This window comes from Chryseobacterium sp. CH25 (genome assembly GCF_004119455.1).
Taxonomy (GTDB): domain Bacteria; phylum Bacteroidota; class Bacteroidia; order Flavobacteriales; family Weeksellaceae; genus Chryseobacterium.
Genome location: NZ_NRQT01000013.1, coordinates 100,830 through 125,730, shown reverse-complemented (window position 1 = coordinate 125,730; position 24,901 = coordinate 100,830). Strand labels below are relative to the sequence as shown.

Annotated in this window: 17 protein-coding genes; 4 read left to right on the top strand and 13 right to left on the bottom strand. The window is 34.5% G+C overall.

The window, feature by feature from the left end:
* Window positions 1-1,409: 1,409 nt before the first annotated feature.
* The 8 genes from BOQ64_RS21580 to BOQ64_RS21545 form a co-directional block, all read right to left on the bottom strand.
* Window positions 1,410-1,736, bottom strand: coding sequence for a VanZ family protein (locus BOQ64_RS21580; RefSeq protein ID WP_164975865.1), 327 nt, complete (start codon window positions 1,734-1,736; stop codon window positions 1,410-1,412).
* A gap of 25 nt (window positions 1,737-1,761) precedes the next feature.
* Entirely contained in the window at window positions 1,762-2,139 is a 378-nt protein-coding gene (gene gcvH / locus BOQ64_RS21575) for a glycine cleavage system protein GcvH (RefSeq protein ID WP_045492676.1), read from the bottom strand.
* A gap of 113 nt (window positions 2,140-2,252) precedes the next feature.
* Window positions 2,253-9,293, bottom strand: coding sequence for a cell surface protein SprA (sprA, locus tag BOQ64_RS21570; protein ID WP_129059292.1), 7,041 nt, complete (start codon window positions 9,291-9,293; stop codon window positions 2,253-2,255).
* A 57-nt stretch (window positions 9,294-9,350) separates the two neighbouring features.
* The gene (gene ruvA, locus BOQ64_RS21565) at window positions 9,351-9,935 is read right to left on the bottom strand and encodes a Holliday junction branch migration protein RuvA (protein WP_129059290.1); all 585 of its coding nucleotides are present in this window, start codon (window positions 9,933-9,935) and stop codon (window positions 9,351-9,353) included.
* A gap of 111 nt (window positions 9,936-10,046) precedes the next feature.
* Entirely contained in the window at window positions 10,047-10,688 is a 642-nt protein-coding gene (locus BOQ64_RS21560; RefSeq protein WP_129059289.1) for a GLPGLI family protein, read from the bottom strand.
* Window positions 10,689-10,988: 300 nt separating this feature from the next.
* The gene (locus BOQ64_RS21555) at window positions 10,989-13,274 is read right to left on the bottom strand and encodes an NADP-dependent malic enzyme (RefSeq protein WP_129059288.1); all 2,286 of its coding nucleotides are present in this window, start codon (window positions 13,272-13,274) and stop codon (window positions 10,989-10,991) included.
* A gap of 15 nt (window positions 13,275-13,289) precedes the next feature.
* Complete coding sequence (locus BOQ64_RS21550; RefSeq protein ID WP_129059287.1) at window positions 13,290-14,141, bottom strand: ATPase; 852 nt, start codon at window positions 14,139-14,141, stop codon at window positions 13,290-13,292.
* Between the two features lie 85 nt (window positions 14,142-14,226).
* Entirely contained in the window at window positions 14,227-14,490 is a 264-nt protein-coding gene (locus tag BOQ64_RS21545) for a hypothetical protein (protein ID WP_129059286.1), read from the bottom strand.
* 365 nt (window positions 14,491-14,855) lie between these two features.
* On the opposite strand from BOQ64_RS21545, the gene BOQ64_RS21540 reads away from it, so the two are divergent.
* From BOQ64_RS21540 to BOQ64_RS21525, 4 genes are all read left to right on the top strand, one after another.
* Window positions 14,856-15,314, top strand: a complete 459-nt coding sequence (locus tag BOQ64_RS21540; RefSeq protein WP_129059285.1) for a GtrA family protein — start codon at window positions 14,856-14,858, stop codon at window positions 15,312-15,314.
* A 3-nt stretch (window positions 15,315-15,317) separates the two neighbouring features.
* Window positions 15,318-16,046: a lysophospholipid acyltransferase family protein gene (locus tag BOQ64_RS21535; protein ID WP_129059284.1), complete on the top strand. Its 729-nt coding sequence runs from the start codon at window positions 15,318-15,320 to the stop codon at window positions 16,044-16,046.
* A gap of 40 nt (window positions 16,047-16,086) precedes the next feature.
* Window positions 16,087-17,856 (top strand): MFS transporter, encoded by a 1,770-nt coding sequence (locus tag BOQ64_RS21530; RefSeq protein ID WP_129059852.1) that lies wholly within the window; start codon window positions 16,087-16,089, stop codon window positions 17,854-17,856.
* Between the two features lie 94 nt (window positions 17,857-17,950).
* On the top strand, window positions 17,951-18,907 hold the full coding sequence (locus BOQ64_RS21525; RefSeq protein ID WP_228448516.1) for a DUF3810 domain-containing protein: 957 nt from the start codon (window positions 17,951-17,953) through the stop codon (window positions 18,905-18,907).
* A gap of 506 nt (window positions 18,908-19,413) precedes the next feature.
* Here BOQ64_RS21525 and BOQ64_RS24980 read toward each other — a convergent pair.
* The 5 genes from BOQ64_RS24980 to BOQ64_RS21510 form a co-directional block, all read right to left on the bottom strand.
* Window positions 19,414-19,512, bottom strand: coding sequence for a hypothetical protein (locus BOQ64_RS24980; RefSeq protein ID WP_410494870.1), 99 nt, complete (start codon window positions 19,510-19,512; stop codon window positions 19,414-19,416).
* On the bottom strand, window positions 19,484-20,251 hold the full coding sequence (locus BOQ64_RS21520; protein ID WP_228448515.1) for a thiopeptide-type bacteriocin biosynthesis protein: 768 nt from the start codon (window positions 20,249-20,251) through the stop codon (window positions 19,484-19,486). Before BOQ64_RS21520 ends, BOQ64_RS24980 begins: the two co-directional genes overlap by 29 nt.
* Window positions 20,252-20,260: 9 nt before the next feature.
* A complete protein-coding gene (locus tag BOQ64_RS21515) occupies window positions 20,261-22,465 on the bottom strand; it encodes a lantibiotic dehydratase family protein (protein WP_129059282.1) in 2,205 nt (734 codons plus the stop codon).
* A 373-nt stretch (window positions 22,466-22,838) separates the two neighbouring features.
* Window positions 22,839-22,997: a hypothetical protein gene (locus tag BOQ64_RS23275; protein WP_164975864.1), complete on the bottom strand. Its 159-nt coding sequence runs from the start codon at window positions 22,995-22,997 to the stop codon at window positions 22,839-22,841.
* A gap of 127 nt (window positions 22,998-23,124) precedes the next feature.
* Window positions 23,125-24,504, bottom strand: a complete 1,380-nt coding sequence (locus BOQ64_RS21510) for a helix-turn-helix transcriptional regulator (protein WP_228448514.1) — start codon at window positions 24,502-24,504, stop codon at window positions 23,125-23,127.
* Window positions 24,505-24,901: the final 397 nt, after the last annotated feature.

The window sequence follows — 24,901 nt, the reverse complement described above, 5'->3', positions numbered from 1 at the left end:
GATCAAACTCTCCATTGTATGTTTGTCTGACTCACTCAAAGTTTTTAACGCTTTAGTTTTTCCTTACTTGGTTGTTATATTGTATGTCAATGATCTTTTTTTCTTTCGCTTTTTAACGAAGCAATCTTTCTGTCAGTGTCGCTCCGTATTTGCGAGTGCAAAAATAAAACTTTATTTTGTAATGACCAAATGTTTTGAAAGAAAATTTTAAAGTTTTTTAAGTAACCTTAATTCTTTCTAAACCTCAATCCCTCTACTCCTGCGCTCCCTATAATTGGGACTGCAAAGATAGAAACTTTATTTTAACTCGCAATCTTTTTTAATAAAAAAATTAAAAGTTTTTTAAGTCTTTATCTTAGTAGATCTTAATGTTTATGCTTATCTAAAAGCTCTTCTGCGCTTACTGAATCTCTTTCGTTTTTCAGTGGGGCAAAGATAGAGACTTCTTACATCCCTCGCAAGTTTATTTAACATAAAATTCATTTTTGAGTAACGTTTTGCGCTTAACGAACTGAGAACATGTGAGAAAAATTTTAAACATTTGTTTGGAGAATGGGGATCATGGTGGGAAAAGATGGAAATTGATGGAAAATGGGACACCTATTATATATGAGTAATGAAAGCTACACATTATATATAATACATGATCTACGTTTTAAAATTATATTTGAAATATTGAAATAAGTTTTGGCTAAAGCCAAGGGAGAATGACTTTTTAATTTTAGTGGGCTAAAGCCCACTAAAATTGATGGACTGCTATTTGTTGGATGATAATGATAATGATAATGATAGAGTATAGCATTGTTTAGATCCTTACAGGATGACAAAGATTGCGTAGAGAGAGATGGGAAATAAAGATACTATATAATATAAATATATAAGTAGAAGGATTATTATGAAAGATTCTAGTATAAATTATCAAAATGGTTAAAGGGAAGTTTTTTATTTTCCCACAGATGGCACAGATTTACACAGATGAATATAGATGAGATGAATAGAAATAGCTGATGCCAGAAGATAACCACCCCGTCAAAAATTCTTTGAATTTTTGACACCCCTCCAGAGGAGGGGAATGATGGAGGTCGTTCCTTAGGGATAATTGTTAATACCATTAATTAACTCCACCCTATTACCTATTACCTATTACCTATTACCTATTACCTATTACCTATTACCTATTACTCATTGCTCATTGCTCATCATTTATAAATCTGGTCCCCTACCCTAGCCCCGATAGGAACGGTTACCCCGCAGCAAGGAGTTGGAGAGTTTGAGGGTTGGAGCGTTGGGGAGCGAAGGCGTGAGGAGTATGAGTGGATAGCGGGAAATAGCTCCTGAAAAATTAGAAAAGGAAGCCGAGAGTAATTGTAGAAAAGAAATATAGATGAGAGAGTTCTCAAATATTAGGATTAGAAAAAACGCTTGATGAACAGCTTGTATACAAAATATCCTATGAGACAGCCAACCGTGTCGGCAACAATATCCAGAGTTTCCATAGATCTACCCAATCCCATTTCTTCCTGCAGGATTTCTGTAAGGAAAGCATAAATAAGGATGATCTGGAAAAAGTAGGAGAATTTAATCTTGGGAAAAGCCGCAATAAAAGAAAATCCTAAAGCGGCAAATATACTTAAGTGCAATACTTTATCTATACCGCTAAACATGAACCAATATTCATGGTTCTCTTCTCCTGGCTTGAGAAGCATATAAGTAAGAAATGCCCAATAAATGGGCAATATCTTACTAAATATTTTTGAAATTTTATCCAATGATAGCCTGGTAATCTTCTGCAGAAAGTAATTCTGACTGATCTGCTCCATCAGCAAGTTCTAATTTGATAATCCATCCGTTTCCATAAGGATCTGTATTTAACAGTTCTGGTTGGTCTTCCAATTCTGAGTTGAATTCGATAACTTTTCCTGAAATAGGTAAGAATAAGTCTGAAACAGTTTTTACTGCTTCCACACTTCCGAAAACGTCTCCGCCGTTAAGATCATCATCTACAGTATCTACGTCTACATAAACAATGTCTCCAAGTTCTCCCTGAGCAAAGTCTGTAATACCAATTGTAGCTACATTACCCTCGATCTTGATCCATTCGTGATCTTTAGTGTACTTTAATTCTGATGGTGTGTTCATTTTTTAATTTTTATTTTCTACAAATGTATTCAAAATTATAGTAGCTTCAAATATTGGATATAAAAAAAGTCCTTCAATGCTGAAGGACTTTTATGTTTATGTTTATTTTATTTCTAGAATCCGCCACCGGAATCTCCGAACGTAAACGTTGCTGAAATTCCTGCTCTGATCGTAGACAGCGGGAAGGCTGTTGAAATCTTATACTTTGAGGTCATCTGCTCATAGAAGACTCTCAGGTTTAAGTTTTCTGAGACATTATAATCTGCAGAAAGCTTGATGTTAAGAAGTCTCTGTCCTCCTGTAATCTGTGAGTCATTCAACAGGATATTCATAATGGAAGTTCTGCTGTCTCTCAGTGAGATATCTCCTCTGATATTAAGATCACTTCCTTTTCCTCTGGTTCCTCTTCCTCTGATGTTGGCTGTTCCTAATCTGAAGTCACGAACAATGTATCCCAGCCTTACTACGTATTCTGTATTGGAATCTTCAGTAAGAGTATGGTTTACCAATCCTAATACCATCATTCGGTTTTTGTTGTACTGTAATCCGAACTGCATATTATTTCTCATCGTAACATCTATTCCAAGAAGTGGTGAGAAAGATTCTACATAACCTACCTGAGCAAAAGTATAAGGATTAATCTTGTCCCCATCATTCAGTTTAATATTACCTGCATTATCCACTGTCTGATAATATCCGCCAGGGTTACTGTGGTAATCTATATTACTTTGAATTCCTGTTGCAGTATAGGTAGCTGTATATCCGTGTAAAATATCAAACTTGGTAAACTGTCCGCTAATCATTGGGATGTTCTTTAATCCTGAATAGGTAATTCTCCAGTTCGGCAATGGAATCCCTGCTTTTTTAGGATTACCTATCGGAGAAACTGATTTACCTTCAAGAGCCGCTCTGAATGCTGGAATCAATACATAAGCATTCGCTATACTGTAATGTTTTGCAAATCCATCATTCCCTATTTCTGCATTTGGACCTCCTAACTGTTGTGAAAGTTTCATTGCATTTTCTCTGATTGCCTGATATACTGCTGCACCATCTTTAAATGATGAATTCAGAAGCATCGTAGAGTTTGAATAGGTAACCATATCTGTTGCAAAGGTAAAGTTAGGATCCGCAACTCCATTATTAACATAATTGAACCCTGAATGCGTGAAGTTACTGTTGAAGTTATGCAACACATTCAAATCAATTCTGAAGTCATTCATCGGCATTACCTGTAAGTTTGCCCGCAATTCTCTGGTAGACATTCTTACATAGGCATCAGTCATAAACTTAGAGTCACTTACCCAACCATTTTCCATAACAGTTCTTCTGATATCTGCCTGAGACCCTAGCAGGAATCCAATGGTAGGACCTCCTAATGTCTGACCGGAACCATACCAGTTCGGAGCTGATATTAACCCCGGAAGTACTGTACCGTTATTTTCTGAATAACTTACATCCAACTGCTTGAAGGAAGTAAGGAAGAATGCTGCACTCTGAAGTACAGTAAGCTTGTTTTTAAATTTATACTTCTTATATCTGTATCTGTTCTTTTCCCATTGTTTTGTATAGACATTGTTCAGGGAATCCATTTCCTGCTTACGCTTCTGAAGCTTGGCATTAATATCTTTAAAATATTTAAACTGTCCGAAGAATTTAGGCAGATCTGCTGTTGCCGTTCCCTGGATTGTATTGGTGTTTTGCCCAATAGACCCTAAGCTTCCTTCAGGACTTGAAAGCAAAGCTGTAGATCTTGCATTCCAGTTATAAGTAAACCCATAACCTATCTCTGCATCAATAAAATCCAAAAATGGAAGATACTGGAATGGCAGTTTATAGTTCAACTGTGCTCTGTGATTATATAATACCGGTCTACCTGCTCTGAAAACATTTCCGAAAATCGCTTTACTATCCATTGTATTTACGTCAAGGTTATCATTCAGAGTTCTGGTTGCAGAATTAATCTCCAGTTTTAATGATTTTGTAAAGTTGAATCCTAAACCATATTGCCATCCGAAGTAGAAGTTTCTGTTTCTGATTGCGTTGACATCTCCACTGGTATTTCCACCTAAAATAGCTTCAATATTTCTAAACTCTAATTCATTGTAATTTCTGTCAATCTCTGTTCTGAAAGATAATCTTGTTGGAATAGGATTGATATTGAATTCTTTTACCCATCTCAGATATTTAGTAGATTTAGCAGTATCACTAATCATTTTATTGAAAGGTTTTACAACCCATGGCTTGAAAGTATAGTTGTAATCAACATACCCTCTCAGATACTGTCTGTAATTTCTTTTTGTATAAATATCTCTGAAATAGTCATCATTATATACCGCAGTTACTGAAACGTTTTCGATATCATAAAACTTAGGTTTTTTATTCTGATTTACTCTTTCCTTACGCATATTAACAACTCCGATACTTCTTTGCTGTGTATATGTTCTTGCCACTTTTTTCAGCTGTTCTCTGTTTGGAGCTTTGCTAAATTCAACGTCAGTATCCAAAGGATTATATTTCGGATCTTCTATTGTTTGTGAGTAAGAATAGTTCAATGGAATTTTAACCCCTGTCTTCTCTGGCAAAAGCTTATCCACATTGATTGCTGTATTGATACTGAATGCTGATTGGGTAGACTGATTTCTTTCTGCCGGTTTTGAGTCAATATTTCCAAATCCTACTGAGGTATATGATGCATTGGTATTAACTGTTGCAAAGTCTCCAAGGTTGAAGTTTAAACTTGCATTACCTGCATATCCGCCATCGTTTTCAATTTCTGAAAGACGGATTTCGTTAACCCATAAAATTCTGTCCATCGATGTTCCCGGCTCCCTTTCAGGTATACCATTCTTAATACCAATCATAATGGTTGTTACATTTCCTAAACTCGGACGCCCTTTTACATAAATTCTTTTAAAATTATCTCCTTCTTCAAAATTAGGATCCAGAAATCGCTGCATGATTTTATCAGCGTACATCTTATCTCTTCTGATCTTGGCATCAACAAAATTCTGAATATCAAGATTCACTTCATTTTCCATTGGCCATATCTCCATAGGAGCAGTTGCCGAAGTTGAAGTAAGCTTTAACGATGCTTCATATTCATAGTAGTTATCTGTAGCATCGTTTCCAAAACGGATAAAGAATTTGGTTCTTTTATCCATACCAATTACTCTACCTATCGGATCATGAGCATGCACAAAAAGTTTTAGCTTTTTATATCTTCTCATATCCAGATTGGTATTTTTGAATACCCCCTGTGCTTTACCAACTTTCAATTCTTTAGCTTTCATATACAGGGAAGCTTCATTCTGTCTTTGTGCTCCGGCATTACCACTCAATACCTGTCTGTCAATTCCTGGAGGCAATACATAAGGAGGCTGGTTAAGAGCATTCTCTTCAATATTCACACTTCCTACCTCAAGTTGTCCAATTTCTGGATCTGTTATCACCCCTTCATTCTGAGCAGGATCTAATGGAGCATTTGAGTAAGGAGCAAGGCCCTTAGGATATTTTCTCCAGTCTGATCTTACAAGATCCATAGTACCAAATCTCAATGTAGAAGTATCTTCAAATCCTGTAAGCATTAATCTTGCAAATCTTACATTGTTAAGTACTGTTTCGCTATGAGTTCCCTGAGTTTTATCAAAATTGGAAACCGGTATTCTGAACAGGTACCATTTCACATCTGAAGACTGCCCGTTCAGGAACACAGCTTTTACTGTTTTAATATCAACAATATTATTGTCTCCGCCTAATGAAAGACTTGCCTGGTCTAATTTGATCGGATATTCGTTATAGCTTTCAATCTGATCTAAGTTATAATCTCTGTTGATGTCCTCAGCATCCGGAGTCTGTGAAGCAACATTCAGTGAATTGGCTTCTGAGTTTCCATCCGGGTTTCTGAAGTATTTATAACGCTCAACAAGAGAAGCTGCCTGGCTACCTGTAAATCTGTCTGACATATAGAATACAAAGTCATCCACTGCAGGGTCAACAATATTTGTTACCGGGTTTACAAAGGTATTTCCAAATCTCATTGCTTCCTGATCTGAACTCAAACCGTCATAACCTACATCCTGAGCTTTTCTTCCGTCACCTTCGGTAGAGAATGCATATAAAATAGGTGGTTGCTTTGGCTGTACTCCCCAATTAGATGCTGTTGTAGGTGATGCAACTCCCCCTGCAGGAAGTCCATTTTCATACAACATTTTCCCATCTTTAAGGATATCTTCAGAGACGTTTCCTAAGTGTAATAACAGTTTTGGATTATCTCCAAGTTTTTTACCGTCAGCATAAGGATCCATCATCCAAAATTCTACATATTCAATATTTGAACTTACAAAGTTAGGCACACTGATAGGTCTCATAATACCACCCCATCTGCTTAAAGCAGGCTCTGTTCCCGGATTAACGTTATAAGGTCCTTTTTCTTTAGGGTAAAAAGAGATATCGAAAGTATTGGTAAAGGTTTGGTCTCCTGCTACAAAATCTCTGTTATTATAGATTTCTGAAAGCATAACCCTTCTTGATGCGTGGTTGGAAACCGACTGCGGAGTAATTCCAGCAGGTGGTCTGCCCCCAACATTCCAGAATCTTGGATCAATATAATACCATGATAATAATCCTCTTCCATATCCACTTGTAATATCATCACTTGTTGGCGGAATATTGAAAGGTGGAGATGTATTTTTTTCAGGTCTTGATGCTAAACTCCATGCTGCAGGTTCCTTTAAAGATATTTTAGAGGTGGTCTGCTCAAAATCGTCAATATAAGACTGGTTGTTGGTTGCATTATTCAGTCCCGGAAGAAGGTATGCAGCTTCCATTTTAAAGTTGATATTGGATGGAGCCTCAGTTTTTATTAATGGAAGTTTATCTGTAAATCTTGTAAGGTAAGGAGCCTGATTATTATACATCATATTAATCCCCGCCATTGTATTGTTTACAGCTTCCTGTCCAAAGTTTACCTTTTGGGTAAGCGGAGATTCTGAGTAGTTAATAACCGTCCCTCCTAAAATAAAGTGTTCATTGAATCTTCTTTCTAAATTCAATCCCAGGAATCTTTTTCTTTGGGTATTGAATGTAAGCTGGTTTTCCAATGAAATATTAATAGCCTGGCCAGACTGTTTTACGTTTTCATTAATGATTGTAACGGTACCAAGCATGTAGTCTACTGTATAGTCTACTCCTTCAGCAAGCTGCACTCCATTTGCAGAAACTTTTACAGATCCCTGCGGTACGTTTACTGCTCCAAGGGAAATCCCCTGCCCCTGAACACCTTTGTAACGGCCTTCAATGGTATAACGTTGAGGAACGATGGTTTGTCCATTTGTAGGCTTTATCTGATCATAAAGGTCATGGAAAACATATTGAGGATCATTACTTCCCAATACCTGTTCCATATAGTCCCCGAAAGGCTGTACTTTTGTAAAGATGATTCTTCCGGTTTCCGGCCTGATAGTTACCCCATTCACAAAGTCAAAAACACCATCTCCTTTAGTTCCGTCTTTATTATTCTGAATATCTCCGTTCATATTAAGACGGTCCCAATTCAGCAATTTCAATAAGTTTAAATCTTTAACTGTCGTATCAGGAAGGTAATTTACCTTACCTCCTGTTTTCTGATCTTTATAGTATACGTTAAGAATGAACCCGTCAGGAGATACCTGACCTGCATCTAAAGAATAAATGTTCTTCATCATCAGATCCCACATCGGAGAAGCTGGATCTACACTGTTGTTTACTTTCAGTACTTTTGTAATCAAAACTGGGCTTTCTTCTGAAAATTCCCCTACTTTGTATACTTTACTGCTTCCATTTACTGTGTATGAATAGGATACTGCAAGAAGCTGCTGATCATTAAGCTTCTGGTTCAAAGAAATGTACCCCAGCTGTGGCTGAAATGTATATTCATTAGAATTCAGTTTTCTTGCTTTACTATTGAAGATAAAATGCTCACCGTTTACATAAGGTGGTGAACCATTAAATGATTGTCCCTGGTAAACTCCATCATAATTTTTACCGGCTTCTCTTGTACCAGCCTTTGCTGAAATATCATTATACAAGTTCCCAACAGAGTTATCCGGCAATACACCACCTGCTTCACCCAGATCCCTGATCCCGATGATTCCTTTCTGATAGGCTAAATTACTGTTTCCCTGATCCAGTACCCAAACTTCAAGTCTGGTGATATTGATTGTAGAATTGATCTGTGGATAATTCAGTAAAGCATTATCATATTTATCATGAAAATAGTGTCCTAAAAAGTAGTGTTGATTATCTTCATATTCATTGGCACTGACTTTAAAGTTATTCATAACGCCACCACCCTGTACTACAATATTTCTGGCTTCACCCTGTTGCTGGGAAAGAACAACAGTTCCAAATGTTTTTCCTAACTGAAACTCTGTTTTCACCCCAAACAATGATTGTGAACCACGAATTAAGCTTGTTGAAAGCGGCATGTTGACGTTACCAAATTCAACTCTTTTTATGATTTTATCTTCACCTCCTTCATTGGGTTTATCTACATTTCCAAGTCCTTTACTCTGAAGATCTTTCCAGCTTCCTTTTGCCTGCCACACAAGGTTCATCCTGTTTTCAAAGGCAAAACCACTCTGGGTATCATAATTCGCTTTTAACTGAAGGTTTTCCCCTACTTTCCCTAATAAACCAAGCTGAATTCTCTGGTCTATATCAAAAGTAAAGCTGGTCCTGTTCTGTGGAAGGATCAGCGGGTTATCTATTTTCTGGTAAAGTCCGGCGAAGTCTATGGAAGCATATCCGGAAGGAATGATCTCAATTTTATTTCCTCCAAAGAGGGTTTCAAATAATTTGTTGTTGATCATTACCGAAGGGATGAGTCCCTTCTTTCTGGCATCACTTTTGTCTTTTCTGAAAAGGAGATTATATTTCTCGGATTTCTCCTTATAGTATGCCTTAGTCTGGAGAGCGAGTACATACTCTTTGTACTCTTCCGGAGACATTGCAGTAGGAGGACCGGTTATTGTATTTCCAATTTTGGGATATACATAGTACATCCCGGTTTTTATATCAAAATAGGCCTCATACCTCGTGGGGTCTGCTATTTCGTATTGTTTTCGTATGATCGTAGTGTCTTTTGCCTGCTGTGCAAAGGCACTTACAGACATACACAGGAACAACAGGAACAAAAATATTTTAAAAAGCTTATTATTCGCCACCAAATGTTAAATGTTTTTTAAAATTTGTTTAACCAATTCTTCAACCGAGAAGTCCGGATTTTGTTTTAAGATTTTATCCGCCAACTTCTCACTTGTTCGTTTAGGAATTCCTAAAACTTCTAATGCAGATAACGCTTCATCCTTGATTTTATTATTTACCATCGACGAAATATTCTCTGCTGGTCCACTGAATTTCTGTACTTTATCTTTAAGATCAACAATAATTCTTTCTGCTGTTTTGGCTCCAATTCCTTTGGCTTTCTGAATCAGCGCACTATTTCCTGAAAGTATTCCGGAAGCAATCTCATCAAGGCTTAATGTGGATAATAAAATAAGGGCTGAAACAGCACCTACTCCATTAACGCTTATTAACAAATTGAACATCTCTTTTTCCGAACGAGTGTTAAAGCCGAACAAAAGATGAGCATCTTCCCGGATAATCTGCTGGATAAATAAAACAGTTTGTTGATTTAAAGTAAGTGTCTGTGAGGTCATTAAGCTGATCCCCACATAGTAGCCAACGCCTTGTACATTGATTACTGCATAGGTAGGTGTAAGTTCTTGAACAGTACCTTGTAAAGAAAATATCATTATTAATTTTTGAAACTCCCCAAATATAAAAATTTAACCTCCAAATACAGCATTAAAGGTTAAAATAAATTGTTTTTAACGACTATGGATATTTAATCGCTTCTGATAATTCTATAGGATTATTGTTTTTTTTAGGGAAGTTTGTACATTTTTTGTCATTTCCCTAAAATTAGGTTCTATCTCATTTCCCTTTTCATCCTTGAATTTTGCTTTCACATTTCCAGAGGTCATCTCACGAAAAGGATCATTATAATAGTCCAGCATTACCTTTTTAAGATTATCCCTTGAAACATTTACCAGCTTAAAGCCCAAACTCACAAAGTTTACTTTTTGAAAACTTTTTTTCAACCCTGAAAAGGAGAATTTATAGGAATGACTTTTATCTTCCATCTCCACGATCAAACCCGGCAATCCTTTGAAAATATAGGGACCTTCCTGCAAGGGAACATCCTGTGTAAACCAAGCTTCCCAAATTCTGCCTTTATAGCTTAATGTTGCTTTCTGGCAGTTATAACCATATTTTTTAGCAACCTCTTTTTCTATTTTCCAGTCTAACTGTATAGGCTCTGTCAGTTTATATACATCGGCTGACATATAGTAATGCTTTGAAATTTTATTCTGCTTATCTCTTACTGCATCAAAAACATAGTCTCCCACGGCAAAACCATGAAAGCCAATACTTCTCAGAGAATCTACCTCATATTGTTTTTCCGTACAAAATCTGGATTCCCCATCCTGGACGAGGAGTACCATTTTTTGGATACTGTTTCAGTACTTAAAGAGTCTTCTTTATAGACAAGATTATAGTCTATTCTCATATTCTGAGAATAAAAATTTTGAATGAATGAGAAAAGTAGAATTGCGATGAACGTTTTCAATTGCATATATCAGATTATTAGTTTTGTTTTTTATCTCACCAACTTTAAACAAGAGTATATCACTATATATTGACCTCAAAGGTAATAAAAACATTATTAGTAGTACCAGCTGCTAGATATACAAACAAAAAAAGCATCTTTTACAAGATGCTTTTAAATATATACAGTAAATAAATTACTTTTTCTCTCTTCTTTGCGCGTCAAGAACGGCAATGGTTGCAAGGTTTACGATCTCATCTACGCTTGAACGCATCTGAAGAACGTGTACCGGTTGTTTTAGTCCCATCAGGATTGGTCCGATTACCTGTGCTACTTTCATTCCTCTTAGAATTTTGTAAGAAAGATTTGCACTTTCAAGATTCGGGAAGATGAAGGTATTTGCCGGAGTTGTTCCTAATTTTGAGAAAGGATAATCACTTAAATGATCTGCGTTCATTGCAAAATCCGGTTGAATTTCACCATCAACAATCATCTTAGGGTATTTCTCATGCAGGATACTTACCGCTTTTGCAACTTTTTTAGATGTTTCAGAAATAGCCGCAAAGTTTTCAAATCCAAGCATCGCAATTCTAGGCTCAATAGCAAAAGATTTCACTGTAAATTCTGCCATTTTAGCAATATTTACAAGGTCTTCAGATGTAGGATTTTGGTTGATAGATGTATCTGCAAAGAAGATAGGTTTCTTTTCAGACAGAATCATCATCATAGCAGCCACTTTATCTACCCCTTTATCTTTTTCAATTACTTCTAAAACAGGACGTAATACAGAAGTATAGTTTTTAGAGAATCCTACGATAAGACCATCGGTATCTCCATGCTTAAGCATTAAAGGTCCGAAATAATCTCTCTGGCGAACATATCTCTTCGCTTTGTACTCATTCATCCCTTTTCTCTGACGAAGTTTCCAAAGTGTTTCTCTGTATTTCTTTCTGTTTTCTTTCTGATCGTCATCACTTGGATCAATAATTGGAATATCCAGGTTAATCCCGTAACGTTCCATCTGCTCCTTGATGTATTTTTTATCTCCTAAAAGACTTGGATAAGCAATTCCTTCTTCGTAAAGAATCTGTGCAGCCTTTAATACGTTATATTCTTCAGCATTTCCAAGGGTAATTCTCTTCGGATTGGATTTTGCACGGCTCTGCATCATTCTTACCAATCTTTCATCTCTACCCATTCTGTCTAAAAGCTGGTGCTCATATTCTTCGAAATCAGTAATTTCTTTTCTAGCAACACCACTTTCCATAGCAGCTTTTGCAACAGCACTTGATACTTTTGTAATCAATCTGTTATCAAATGGTTTTGGAATGAAATATTCTCTTCCGAACTGTAAGTTCTGAACGTTATAAGCAAGAATTACTGCTTCAGGAACTGCTTCTTTTGCTAAATCAGCAATAGCATGTACTGCAGCAAGCTTCATTTCTTCATTAATTCCTGTTGCCTGAACGTCTAATGCTCCACGGAAAATGTAAGGGAATCCAAGTACGTTGTTTACCTGATTAGGAAAATCACTTCTTCCTGTTGCCATGATTACATCTTTACGGGTTGAAAGAGCTAGGTCATAAGCAATTTCAGGATCCGGATTTGCCAGAGCAAACACGATAGGATTTTCGTTCATGCTTAACAGCATTTCAGGAGTCATTACATTTCCTTTAGATAATCCTACGAAAACATCAGAACCTTTTACAGCATCCTCTAATGTTTCAATATCTGTCTGAGCAATGAAATCTAGTTTTTCCGGAGTAAGATTTTCTCTTTTGTGGTTGATTACTCCTTTACTGTCACACATCAAGACGTTTTCTTTCTTAAGTCCTAATGAAATATAAAGTTTGGTACAAGCGATTGCAGCTGCTCCAGCTCCGTTCACTACCATTTTTACTTTATCAATATCTTTATTGGCAATCTGTAGAGAGTTGATTAATGCAGCAGCAGAGATAATTGCTGTTCCGTGCTGGTCATCGTGCATTAAAGGAATATTCAATTCCTCTTTTAATCTTTGTTCAATATAGAAAGCTTCAGGAGCTTTAATATCTTCAAGGTTGATTCCTCCAAATGTTGGAGCAATTCCTTTTACGATTTCAATGAATTTATCCGGGTCTTTTTCATCAATCTCAATATCAAAAACGTTGATATCGGCGAAAATTTTGAACAAAAGTCCTTTCCCTTCCATTACCGGTTTTGATGCTTCTGCACCAATATCTCCTAATCCAAGTACAGCAGTACCGTTAGAAATTACAGCTACAAGGTTTCCTTTTCCTGTGTAGTCGTAAACTGTTTCCGGCTTATCGTGGATTTCCATACAAGGAACCGCTACTCCGGGAGAATAAGCCAATGATAGATCTCTTTGAGATGAGTGTGGCTTGGATGGTATAACTTCAATTTTCCCTTTAGGTTCTGCTTTATGATAATCTAACGCGGCCTGACTAAAATTCTTTTCGTCGCGATTGTTGTTACTTGACATACGTTTAATTTTTTGTTAGAGTATATATTTAATGTGGTAATCTACTAAGCTTTCAATTGGTTTCTGAACTACATGTCCCACATTTAAATTAAGTTCTTCAGCTACAGAGCGTAAAATATTTTCATAATAATAAGCAATGGAGCCAATAAAATTGATTTCAGCATCATGTGCTTCCTGATAAGGCATCACCTGATATTCGAAGAAACTTTTCATCTCTTCGAAAACCATATTCATAAAATAAGGATGGTCTTTTCTTTCAACAACAAATTTATTGAAATCAGCCAAATAAGCATTTGGTCTTGGTGAATGATACATATTTTTCAATGCATCTTCTATGGTAAGTTGGTAATTTGCTTCAAATTCACTGTGAAGATCTGCAGGAAGTTTTTTCATGAAGTATCTGCGCACCAGCTGTTTTCCGATCGCGCTTCCGCTTCCCTCGTCTCCTATCAGAAATCCAAGGGATGGTAATTCAATCTTAAGATTTTCTCCATCAAAATAACATGAGTTTGATCCTGTACCTAAAATACAAACAATTGCAGGTTTTCCTTTATAGGCAGCATATGCAGCAGCTACAAGGTCTTCTTTTGCAATGATTTCAGCTTTTCCAAATACCTTTTTAATCTCTTCTTCTATGATTATACGGTTTTTTTCAACCCCACATCCTGAACCATAGAAAAAGACTTTGGTAATTGAATTCTTTACCAACATCAGGTTGCTGTTCTTCTGAATTTCAGGAGTGATAAGTTCTCTGTTGATAAAATTTGGATTGAATCCGATGGTTTCTGTTTTAAGAAAAACCTTTTTGAAGTCATCGAGTATTACCCAATCCGATTTAGTAGAACCACTATCTACAATAGCAACCATATTTTAGATTTTAATTTAAGGGTGCTAAATTATGAATTTATCTTCAATTAGCATTTAAAAACAACCTGGAAGCTGTCTAAAATCATTAATGTTTAATCTTAGTTTTTTTTTCGTTGAATTGTAAAAGCCAGTCTTCAATCTCATCTTCAAGATAAGATGCCTGCAGCACCATAGCATTGATAAAATCATCAGGAACGGGTTCTCCATTGGAGTTTTCAAGATTCCAAAGTTCATTGGACATATTTTCATATTCAGAATACACTCGTTTGAAGCGGGAGTTTTCTTTCTCAAGAGCTTCAATATTTTTCTGTTGAAGCTGGAATTTTCTGTATTTGTTTTGACGTTTCATACAAATATTATTAACAGTTGGGTCATAAAAAATTTGAGTAGTATGCTTTCAGCTGGGCATTACAAGATAGAAAAAACCATTATCACAAGGATTTGAAAATGAATTTATTATCAGGTTATAGTAACATCATTCCGCTTATTAAAATTAGAAATAATTTTTATTTAAAAAAATATTTTAACAACTTTTTTCAGTGTTTAACATATAGTTATAAATTTGCATATTCATATTGTAAAGAATCCTAATTTGAAATAATTGAAAACCATTATGGATACATAGGATTGTAAGGAAAACTGATTGTTTATCTTATAAAACATTCTAGTTTCCAATACAATAAAAGATATATTTTCAGTTTTTATATTAATTAAATGAAAGAAATACTCATACGCCAAAAACAGGTTCTGTTCTTTATTATTGCCGGAGGGCTGAGCGCCATTGTTGAGATTGGCAGCTTTAAAATATTCAGCACTTATCTGCCTCATATCTTTGCGAGAGAAACCAACTTTTATGGTGTACATTATCCTTTAAGCAACATTTTTTCAACCAGTTGTGGGATTATCACCAACTATTTTCTGAGTATCTGGTTTGTTTTTGAAAGAGGGAAGCATTCTAAGAAAAGAGAGTTCGCTTATTTTATGCTGGTTTCTTTTATCTCTACGTTATTCAGTCTTGGTTTCTTCCAGATATTCTACAGTTTTATATTTAAAGATAATATCAACTTAATTTTTTATACCTTGAGTCCGGAAATGATCAGCAAGATTGCAGCAATCCTGTTGGTTTCCATTCTTAATTATTCGGTAAAAAAGAAAGTAATTTTTAACGGTTAAACTGTGGCAAAAATTTTAAATTATCTCTGGAGATTCTGGCTCTTGTTATTAGCATTTGTTCTAACAACGACTCTCGGGACCCCCGTTTTTATTTTATCTTTTAGTAAAAAGCATTATAAATACGCTTATAAATTCGTCCGTTTATGGTGTTTCGGAATGTTTTACGGAATGGGCTTCCGATATGATCTTATTAAACTGTCTGAACAGGAAAAGGATATAACCAAAGAATATGTTTTCATATCGAACCATACTTCAATTATGGATATTATGCTTACCTGCATTCTTTTTCCACATCATCCGATTTGCTTTGTAGGAAAAAAAGAACTTATTAAGATTCCTATTTTTGGAACCATTTATAAAAGAGTCTGTGTAATGGTGGACAGGTCAAGTGCTAAAAGCCGTGCCGATGTATACCGCAGATGTGCTGAAAAAATGGAGGAAGGTAACAGTATTGCCATTTTCCCTGAAGGCGGTGTTCCTGATGACACTTCCATTATTCTGGATGATTTTAAAGACGGAGCCTTTATCCTGTCATCAAAATACAACTCTCCCATTGCTGTTTACACCTTTATTGGTCTTAAAGAAATGTTTCCTTTTGACAATTCCAAAGGCTATCCCGGAAGAGTAAAAGTTTATTTCAATGGAATTATAGAGCCTACTGATTCTCCAAAAGACTCAAAAGCAGAAGCTTATCAAGTAATTAAAAAAACATTGATGGAGCATTCTATTTAAAAGAATTAGTTATATTTGTTTGCGAAATTTTCAATAAAATATGTCAAAAACCAACCAGCCGACTAATTACCCGGCACTGTACACACTTGTACTTGTATTTTTTTTCTGGGGGTTTATTGCTGCCGGCAATAGTATTTTCATCCCTTTCTGTAAAAACTATTTTTCTCTAGACCAATTTCAGTCCCAGTTAATAGATTTTGCTTTTTATACAGCTTATTTCCTGGGAGCATTGTTGCTTTTCATATTCAGTACCATAAAAGGAATTGATATTATAGGAAAATGGGGGTATAAAAAGAGTATTGTCTATGGACTTCTGCTCTCTGCCCTTGGTGCTGCTATCATGATTATTGCTGTTAAAAGCAATGTATATTATGGAATGCTCATCGGACTTTTTGTGGTAGCGTTAGGTTTCTCTATTCAGCAGACCGCAGCAAATCCTTTTGCCGTATTGCTTGGAGATCCTAAAACCGGAGCCAGCAGACAGAACCTGGCGGGAGGAATCAACTCTTTTGGAACATCTATCGGGCCAATTATCGTTGGTTTAGCACTTTTTGGAACTACAGCTACTGTAGATGATGATCAGATCAAACACCTTGCTTTGGATAAGGTAATCCTTCTTTACACAGCAGTAGGAGCTCTTTTCCTGATTGCTGCGGGAATCTTTTACTTCTCAAAGAAACTTCCTGATGGAATTTCCACCGAACCTATGGAAAAAGCAGGTAAAGCAAGAAAAACATTGATTGCAATGACTGCTCTTGTTATTCTTTTCTTCATCCCGGTATTCAACAGCTATAATTCTGAGGAAGCAAAGGAAATTGAAACTTTAACTCAGCATTTAACAGTGCTAAAAACCAGCGTAGAAAAAGAAACTAACGCTGCAACTATTGAGGCATATAAAACACAGATTGTTAAAACAACTGCCGATCTCGAAGCTGTTAAACATCCATTGGAAAAAAAGAGAATGATGTATCTGGGAGGTGCTTTACTTGCTGTAATCGTCTCTCTTGTGTTTGCAAACTCAAGTGCTAAGAAAAATGCTGAAGGTTGGGGTGCTATGAAATACCCACAGCTTGTACTGGGGATGATTGCCATTCTGGCCTATGTAGGAGTAGAAGTTGCCATAGGAAGTAACCTTGGAGAGCTTTTAAGCATGCCGGAATTCGGTGGACATCAATCTTCTGACCTTGCACCTTATATTTCTATGTATTGGGGTAGTTTAATGATTGGAAGATGGACAGGTGCTATCGCGGTTTTCAACCTTAACAAGCAACAACAGGCCATTGCAACCATCATTGTTCCTTTTATTGCTTTTTCTGTGATTATAGGCATCAATACGATTGCTCAAAAAGATATGTCTCACCTGTATTTTTATGCTATCTGTGTAGCGATTCAGGTTATACTGTTCCTAATCAGTAAAAATAAACCTGCATTAACATTAATCATTTTTGGATTATTTGGAACTGCGGCTATGATTACAGGTTTATTAACTACAGGTAATTTTGCTATCTATGCATTCCTTTCCGGAGGTCTTGCCTGCAGTATTATGTGGCCATCAATTTTTACACTGGCTATTACAGGCTTAGGAAAATATACAGCTCAGGGATCTGCATTCCTTGTGATGATGATCTTAGGAGGAGGAATTATTCCACCACTTCAAGGTAAGCTTTCTGACATCATCGGAATCCATAGTTCTTATGTAATTCCTGTATTGTGCTTTGTGTACATTACTATATTTGCTTATCTGGCTAAAAAGTCTTTATTTAGACAAGGAATTAATGTTGACGTTTTAGAATCCGAAGGTGCACACTAAAAATAGACTAAAAATATATAAGAAAAAAAGATTTTGGGCAGGTGTATTACTTGCCCAATTTCTTTTGTTTTATGTTTTCTCGAAATCCTTACTGATGATTTCTTTTTTTGAACAATTCTTTGAACTCCAGAAAAAAACTCATCAGATGCTCTTTAGCTGGCTTCCTTTTTCAATGGGAGATATTATCTACATCCTATTGGGAATAGCCCTTTTTTACAGCCTTATTGCTTCGTATAAGAAGAAAAACAGAAATGCTTCCCTATTAAGAATCCTTGTCATCGTAAATATCTTTTACTTTACCTATCAGATATTCTGGGGAATGCTGTACTTCCAGACTCCTATTATTAAAAAACTTTCCCGCCAGGACGCTCCTGAAATACATAAAGCAAAAAAATTGGCTTTACAATATCTGGAGAAATGTAAACTTACCCGCACTACGGTACACGAGGACCATAACGGAATCTTTGTTGTTACCAATCTTCAAGCAGTACAACAGGAAATTCTATTCCAACAAACTCAACTCCCTAAATATATATCGGATAAAAAAGCAACCCAGATTCTTGCTGTTAAACCAAGTGTATTTAAAAAAGTAATGAACTTTACAGGCATATTAGGATATTACAATCCTTTTACTGCAGAAGCCCAATATAACGCCGAATTACCTCATACCTACATCCCTTTTACAACAGCTCATGAAACTTCTCATCAGCTTGGCTTTGCCAGAGAACAGGAAGCTAATTTCATTGGATATCTTATAGGAGTCCATTCCAGTAATACAGATTTAAGATACAGTACCGAATATTTTACGTTAAAAAGTCTTTTACGGTTCATTGTTGAAGAAGACCCTGAATTTGTAAAAGCTGTTATCCGAAATTATTCTCCTGCAATGAAAAGAGATCGTGCTTATGAAAAAAGCTTCGCATTCAGACATCAGGGTTGGTTGGATGAGCTGTTTGGATTCACTAACAATCTGTTCCTGAAAAGTAATCAACAGGAGGGATCGGTGACTTATTCTTACTTCATAGACCTCCTTCTCAACTATGAAAAATAGCCATAAAAAAAGAATCGTATCAGGCGATACGATTCTAAAAACACAAATGATGAAAAAAAATTTATTACCTTGACTTGTTCCCTCATTCAAGGCGATGTAAAAGTACGACATATTTTATAATTACAAAAACATTTCTTTTCTTTTTTGAAACTTTATGAAAACTTTATGATTTTTTAAGTTTTTTTGAGTTCAACAAGCATTAACATGAATCACAATCAAGCTTTAGATATACTATTAAAATAATAATCAAATTATACTTAAACTAAGAAAAATTTACAAAATCAAACATTTGTTTAAATATAAAATATTCCATATACTCCTTATTTTGGGTGATCAAAAAATTAGAGTTATCCTTCTGAAAACTAAAAATATCTCTGCGATCTGTATCTCCATAGTTTGCTAAATTTTAAAGATATTTTTTATGGATAATGCGTTTTGTTTGAGTCAAAAAGAATCATTCAATTAACAATATACGGATTGGTAATGTTTAGTAAATTTCACCAACATTATATCTTACCACCAGTTCTAAAAACAAGACTCTTATAATATCTGTATAAATAATCATAAATAATCATTTCAAAGAGTCGTTGATTTGAAACAAACATTCGATTGATATGCATATGAAACAGGCTGAAAAAAAGCTCTGAAGAGAATTTGAATGATGTTTTTTATATGTTGCAGTGCATTTTTAGATTCATGAACATTATTTAAAACAGCAGTTCTAAAAGAACTATACTCCTCGGATTCAACAAATTCCAGATAGTTAATAATAAATATTCTATATTTTTTATCCAGTTGGGTATTCAGCTTTTTATCTGCATTGAACTCCTGCTTGAAAGCAAAATTAAAATCCGTAATCCAACTTAGCTTTTCCTGAATGGACAACCCAATATTTTCTAATATCTTATCTATGTAATAAACAGACACCATAATTTTGTCTTCATCATCAAAGTGAAGATACTCATAAAGTAAGCTCTCACTGCTTTTACAGAATAAAAACTCAGCATCTTCTATTGTTGCTTCTCCATACCTCTCAATTTCCCGCTGATAGGTGTCTATTATACATTCTGATATTTCTCCGGAATCTCTATATTCCTCAAGATGGTTATTGACTAATAAAAGAACCTTACCGAAATAGCTAATATCCGAAAGTTCAAAACGAAGCCTAAAGTTCCCACGTGGATCATTATACCGGATAAAAAACCATTTTTTAATTAAGTTTTCCTCCTGTATTTGCTGTAATAATGGTATTATAGCTTCCTCCAAAATGATATCCGTAGTTTTTACTCCTGTATAAACCTTGATATACAGCCACTCACTTCCGGGAATAAACTTTCTGTTCATTAAAATTTGTTATAGTTTATACATTGGAAACACAAATTCATGTTTAAAGTCTTCATTCTCATTAAAAAAAAACTCTTCTATCATAATTGCTTTTTTCTTTTTAACTGTCTGAATGAAAATCTTTGCCATATCATAGTTTTCTAAGTTGAGGGTTAAAATATTGTCGGATTCAGCCCATTGTATCCATGCTGGCATTTTCCGTTTCATTCTCCAACGTTTTAATTCAGATAAAAATTTCTCTTTATCTGAAATCATCGGTTCCGGAAAGACGATATCTACATCAGAAATCTTCCAGGTAGCTTTTGAAAGGATAATATTTTTATATTCTACTCTTGGCAAAAAATTATAAATATCCTTTAGTCCACCCCAATTAAAACGCAGACCTTTTCTTATTTCCTGGGAATAAAGATCAGAAAGAAAGTGATAAACAGGTAAGCTATTATAAAAATAGTTGTGGGCATTGGTTAAATAAGGTCTTACTTCTTTATTCAATCTTTTAGAACGTAAAACAATTTTATCATTTTTCATTGAAATAAAAAGATCATCTAAAGTGATTTGATTTTCATCAGGTAAAACAGATTTAGCCATGTAAGGGATCTCATAATCTCTTATCGTTGGCCTTCTAATTACATTTCCTATTCTTGCTTCAGGTAAATGAATCACTTCTGCTAAAATGATATCAGGATTAAGAATTCCTTCTTTATCAGCAATCGCTTTTGTAAGGTTATGTATTTCAGATTTTTCGGAACAGAATCTCCCCATTAGATTTGCTGCGCTACTTCCTGTACTTCCACTTAATAATAACTTTTCTTTACCGTTATCTGATATAATTTCTGTCAAAAAAGAAATAGTATCAGGCAGGTCATCCCATTTTTCACCTAACTTGTCAAAATCTTCGTCCAATATCTCGATCTTGTACTGGTTTTCCCACAAAGAATCCTGTATTTTTTTGTTAAGAATCACATGAACTGGGTTAAGTTCAATGCTTATGCTCTTATGTCTTTCGGAACCTGGAAGCACCAGGTCATCTAAATAAGGATGAATTCCTTTTAATGAAATATTTTGTTTGTAGCCGATACCAATTTCAGAATCAAGAACATATTGCAAAGGTACTTCCTGTGCTTCAAACCTTTCATTAAAAACTTTTTTGAATTGTTCTAAGCGAATATCTTTTGGAGCTAACGTTATTTTGTTCAAAAGGTTAAAGGCACTTTTAAGTTCTTTTTTCCAATAGGAAGATAAAGTCGATTGATCTTTACGGTATAAATCGGTTTGAAATAGATATTTTTTCTCATATTCTACCCCAAAAGATGTAATGAGTTCTTCAATCTCTGCATAAATTGAAATTGAATTGCCAATATTCTGGTCCAATTCATGAAGTTTACTTTTTATAGATATCAGGGTATCCATTTCATTTACCTTCAGTTTTTGTAAAACAGAAATTAAAGTATCTAAAAAATCTACTCCTGAAACATTAGGCTCAATTTCGCTGGTAAGAACCTGATTATCGATCAGTTCTTCTATAAATTCTGCAGCTTCTTCTCCGGTTATTTCTTCTGTAGTCAGGACCTCTGTAAGTTCCTGTATAGTCTTCCCTTGTTTTGAAAACTCTAATATATATTGTAATTCTTCAGAAAGTGGAGCCAATGAAATAATATAATCCCTTTTTCCACCTAAGTATTGGTATTCAATATAACGGATTTTTGTTCCTACTTTATAAATAGTATTATTAGGATAAAATAAAAGCTTATTTCTGATTTCCGGCTTTTTTATAAAATATTGAGCCAGAGATACAAGAAAGTACATATCTAATTTGGTATCCCGAATTAAATAATCTGTATATACTTTACCCTGATCTGATTCACTATTCTCACCATCTTCACTAAATTTCCCCAAACCAACCTCAGAAAATAAACCGAATGGAGTACATCGCGTACTCATCCGGCTATAATACTTTAATAAGGTATGTTTCAGCTTTTGCTGATCTTTTGTTGAAAAAAGTTTTTCTCCATGAAGCCATGTGCTAATTTCCTCATGCAAATCAGGTGAAGCCAAATAAATTGCCTCCAGGAAAACAGAATCATAAGCAAATCTATTTTTTAATTCTTCATCTGAAATTTCATCTTTATTTACTACATCAAGAAAGCTTTTACACGAAAATAAAGGGGATCGTACAATATATTTTTCGAAAAACTGAAAAGGGAAACGAGACATTCTTTTTATTGATTCCTTAGGTTAATTAATGAAGTTCTTTCATCTGACTTCTTTATAGATAAAAATAAAAAATCATTTTCAGTAATATTAATTTTATCTACCAAAAATGATTTTTATTTATCGAACTCTAACTTTTTACCAATATAATATGCCTGTTCGGAATTTTATGAAGTACTGAATTAAAATAATGAGCCTGTGGCAGTATCCAATTCATCACCGAAGGAACTTTCAAATTCTCTAATTTTCTATACTCATCAGCTATTCTGATTCAGAAATAAGCATCCGTCGAAATAATTCATGCCCACAAATTACTGTTTTGTGCAGTAATTATTCCAAAAATGAAATTGATAAAAAAAGAGAATTGATTAATACATTATGCACATGTAACTGATGTTGTTTTCCCTGTTCCTGGTTGCTCTTCTTCAAAATTCAGATTAACGCCGCCGCCTTTTATAATTTTAGGATTACTAATTCTAACCATCTGTAATTTATTCAATGAAATCTTTTTTTCTGCTTGTTTCTTGTTTTTCATAACGTTCTTTTTTCTATCTACAAATAAAGAAAGATATATCCGTTTTTTGAAAAAAACATACCGAAATTTATAAATTTCGTATCAAAAAACATATAAACAACTGAAAATCAATAATTATAAAATAACATTATTTTTTATCTCCCTGTAATGCTTTAATAAAGTAAGAGGGTAATGTATCTGTTATTTTCTTAAATGCATTGGTAAAAGACTCTACATTATTATATCCGGCTTCATCCGCAATAGCAGCTATTGTAAGTTTCTGCAGATTTTTATTTGTTTTTAATTCATTAACTATATATTGAATTCTCAATGCATTCAGATATTGGGAAAAGTTTTGTCCTTTCAATTCGTTTACTGATCTTGACAAATACGCTCTGTTTGTATTAAACTCCTTAGACAAAAGTTCTAAATTAATTTTCTTATCCAGGAACCGCTTTTCTATTTCAAATTCATTTAACTGCCTGCTTAGCTGCTCCAGTTTAGCATTTGATAAGGTTACTTTTGGTTTTTCTTTTTGAGGCTCTACTATTTCAATACTATCAGGAGCTACTGAATCCTCTGTAAGCAGATCGGCTTTACTCTGGTAATTTTTTAATTTCTTCTTATTTTCTTTATATACATAAATCAAATAAATCATAACTCCCCCAGCTATTCCCAGGATCCAAAATAAAGTATAGTTCTTTGAACTTAAATCTGAAATCAGTACTTCTTTTTCTTTTAAAAGAAGCGGGGTATCATATTTCTTGTTTATTTCGGTAGTTAAAACCTTATTATTTTTGCTTAAAATACTATCTACAGACAATAAATGTTCTATATAAAATAATTGTTTTTCTTTGTCTCCTGTCTTTTTATAATGATCTATTAATATTGGGTAAGTATTTCGTAACTCATAAGATACATTCTTCGTTTTTGTAATTATAGAGTCAACTTTTTCAAAGCTATTTAAAAACTTTGCATTATTTGTATGATATAAAACCTTACCTATATAATATTCAGCTAAAGCAATGTTCTGAACATTGTTAGGGTTTTGTTTAAAAAGTTTAGAAGCCTCATCCAAGATTGGTAAAGCACGATTATAATCTCCCTGTTTGAAAATATTAATACCCGAAACCAACGATAGAGAGGCATAAAGATCTTTATCTTTACTTTTCAAATTTTGCTCAAATCCACGTTTGACATAATAGTTTGAAGAATCCATTTTATTACTTACATGATAGGCATAGGCTAGATTATATAAACATTTTTCATAATTGATACTGTTTGTTAAACCATTCTTCTCCAAATATTCCCTATAACTTAATAATAGCTTCAATGCTTCCGGGTAATCTTCTAATTCAAGCTTCAATAATCCAATGCAGGAATTAATATTATAATAAATTTCACTTCCTTTCTTAGCATATCCTTTAGCTATTAAGTAATTGTCTAATGATTTTGAATACTCAGCTCCATAGTAATAATAAACACCTTTATTCCGATAAGCTTTTGATAAATATTCAGGGCTCTGCATTTTTTTTGAGACCGTAATCATACTATCCAGATATAATAATGCTGATCTGCCTTTATCGCTATTCAATTGATATAGCATCTGATATCCTTCAGCTATTTTCTCATTATTTCTATCTTTTTTCCCTACAGCAAGAGCTGTATTGGCATAAAGTGCTGCTTTAGCTTTGTCTGTATAAAGAGTTTTTTCGAAAGAACTTTCTAATTGTTTAATATTTTTATTCCTTAAAGAATCAGGAATATGAAATCCTTTTATACTTTGTGAAACGTATAAATTCTGGCAAAGAATCAGGAGATAAATAAAGATTTTCGTTTGCATACTGTATCCGAATATACAAAAATACATATTTAAAAAATTCTCTTACTCCCTATTAATGGTATGATTTATATTTAAAAAAAAG

Coding starts and splice junctions, on each gene's coding strand:
- BOQ64_RS21555 (WP_129059288.1), bottom strand. CDS start 13,274: ATGTCAAGTAACAACAATCGCGACGAAAAGAATTTTAGTCAGGCCGCG.
- BOQ64_RS23275 (WP_164975864.1), bottom strand. CDS start 22,997: ATGAAAAACAAGAAACAAGCAGAAAAAAAGATTTCATTGAATAAATTA.
- BOQ64_RS21540 (WP_129059285.1), top strand. CDS start 14,856: ATGAAAGAAATACTCATACGCCAAAAACAGGTTCTGTTCTTTATTATT.
- gcvH (WP_045492676.1), bottom strand. CDS start 2,139: ATGAACACACCATCAGAATTAAAGTACACTAAAGATCACGAATGGATC.
- BOQ64_RS21515 (WP_129059282.1), bottom strand. CDS start 22,465: ATGTCTCGTTTCCCTTTTCAGTTTTTCGAAAAATATATTGTACGATCC.
- BOQ64_RS24980 (WP_410494870.1), bottom strand. CDS start 19,512: ATGTTTGTTTCAAATCAACGACTCTTTGAAATGATTATTTATGATTAT.
- BOQ64_RS21550 (WP_129059287.1), bottom strand. CDS start 14,141: ATGGTTGCTATTGTAGATAGTGGTTCTACTAAATCGGATTGGGTAATA.
- BOQ64_RS21530 (WP_129059852.1), top strand. CDS start 16,087: ATGTCAAAAACCAACCAGCCGACTAATTACCCGGCACTGTACACACTT.
- BOQ64_RS21520 (WP_228448515.1), bottom strand. CDS start 20,251: ATGAACAGAAAGTTTATTCCCGGAAGTGAGTGGCTGTATATCAAGGTT.
- BOQ64_RS21510 (WP_228448514.1), bottom strand. CDS start 24,504: ATGCAGAGCCCTGAATATTTATCAAAAGCTTATCGGAATAAAGGTGTT.
- sprA (WP_129059292.1), bottom strand. CDS start 9,293: ATGTCTGTAAGTGCCTTTGCACAGCAGGCAAAAGACACTACGATCATA.
- BOQ64_RS21545 (WP_129059286.1), bottom strand. CDS start 14,490: ATGAAACGTCAAAACAAATACAGAAAATTCCAGCTTCAACAGAAAAAT.
- ruvA (WP_129059290.1), bottom strand. CDS start 9,935: ATGATATTTTCTTTACAAGGTACTGTTCAAGAACTTACACCTACCTAT.
- BOQ64_RS21560 (WP_129059289.1), bottom strand. CDS start 10,688: ATGGTACTCCTCGTCCAGGATGGGGAATCCAGATTTTGTACGGAAAAA.
- BOQ64_RS21525 (WP_228448516.1), top strand. CDS start 17,951: ATGATTTCTTTTTTTGAACAATTCTTTGAACTCCAGAAAAAAACTCAT.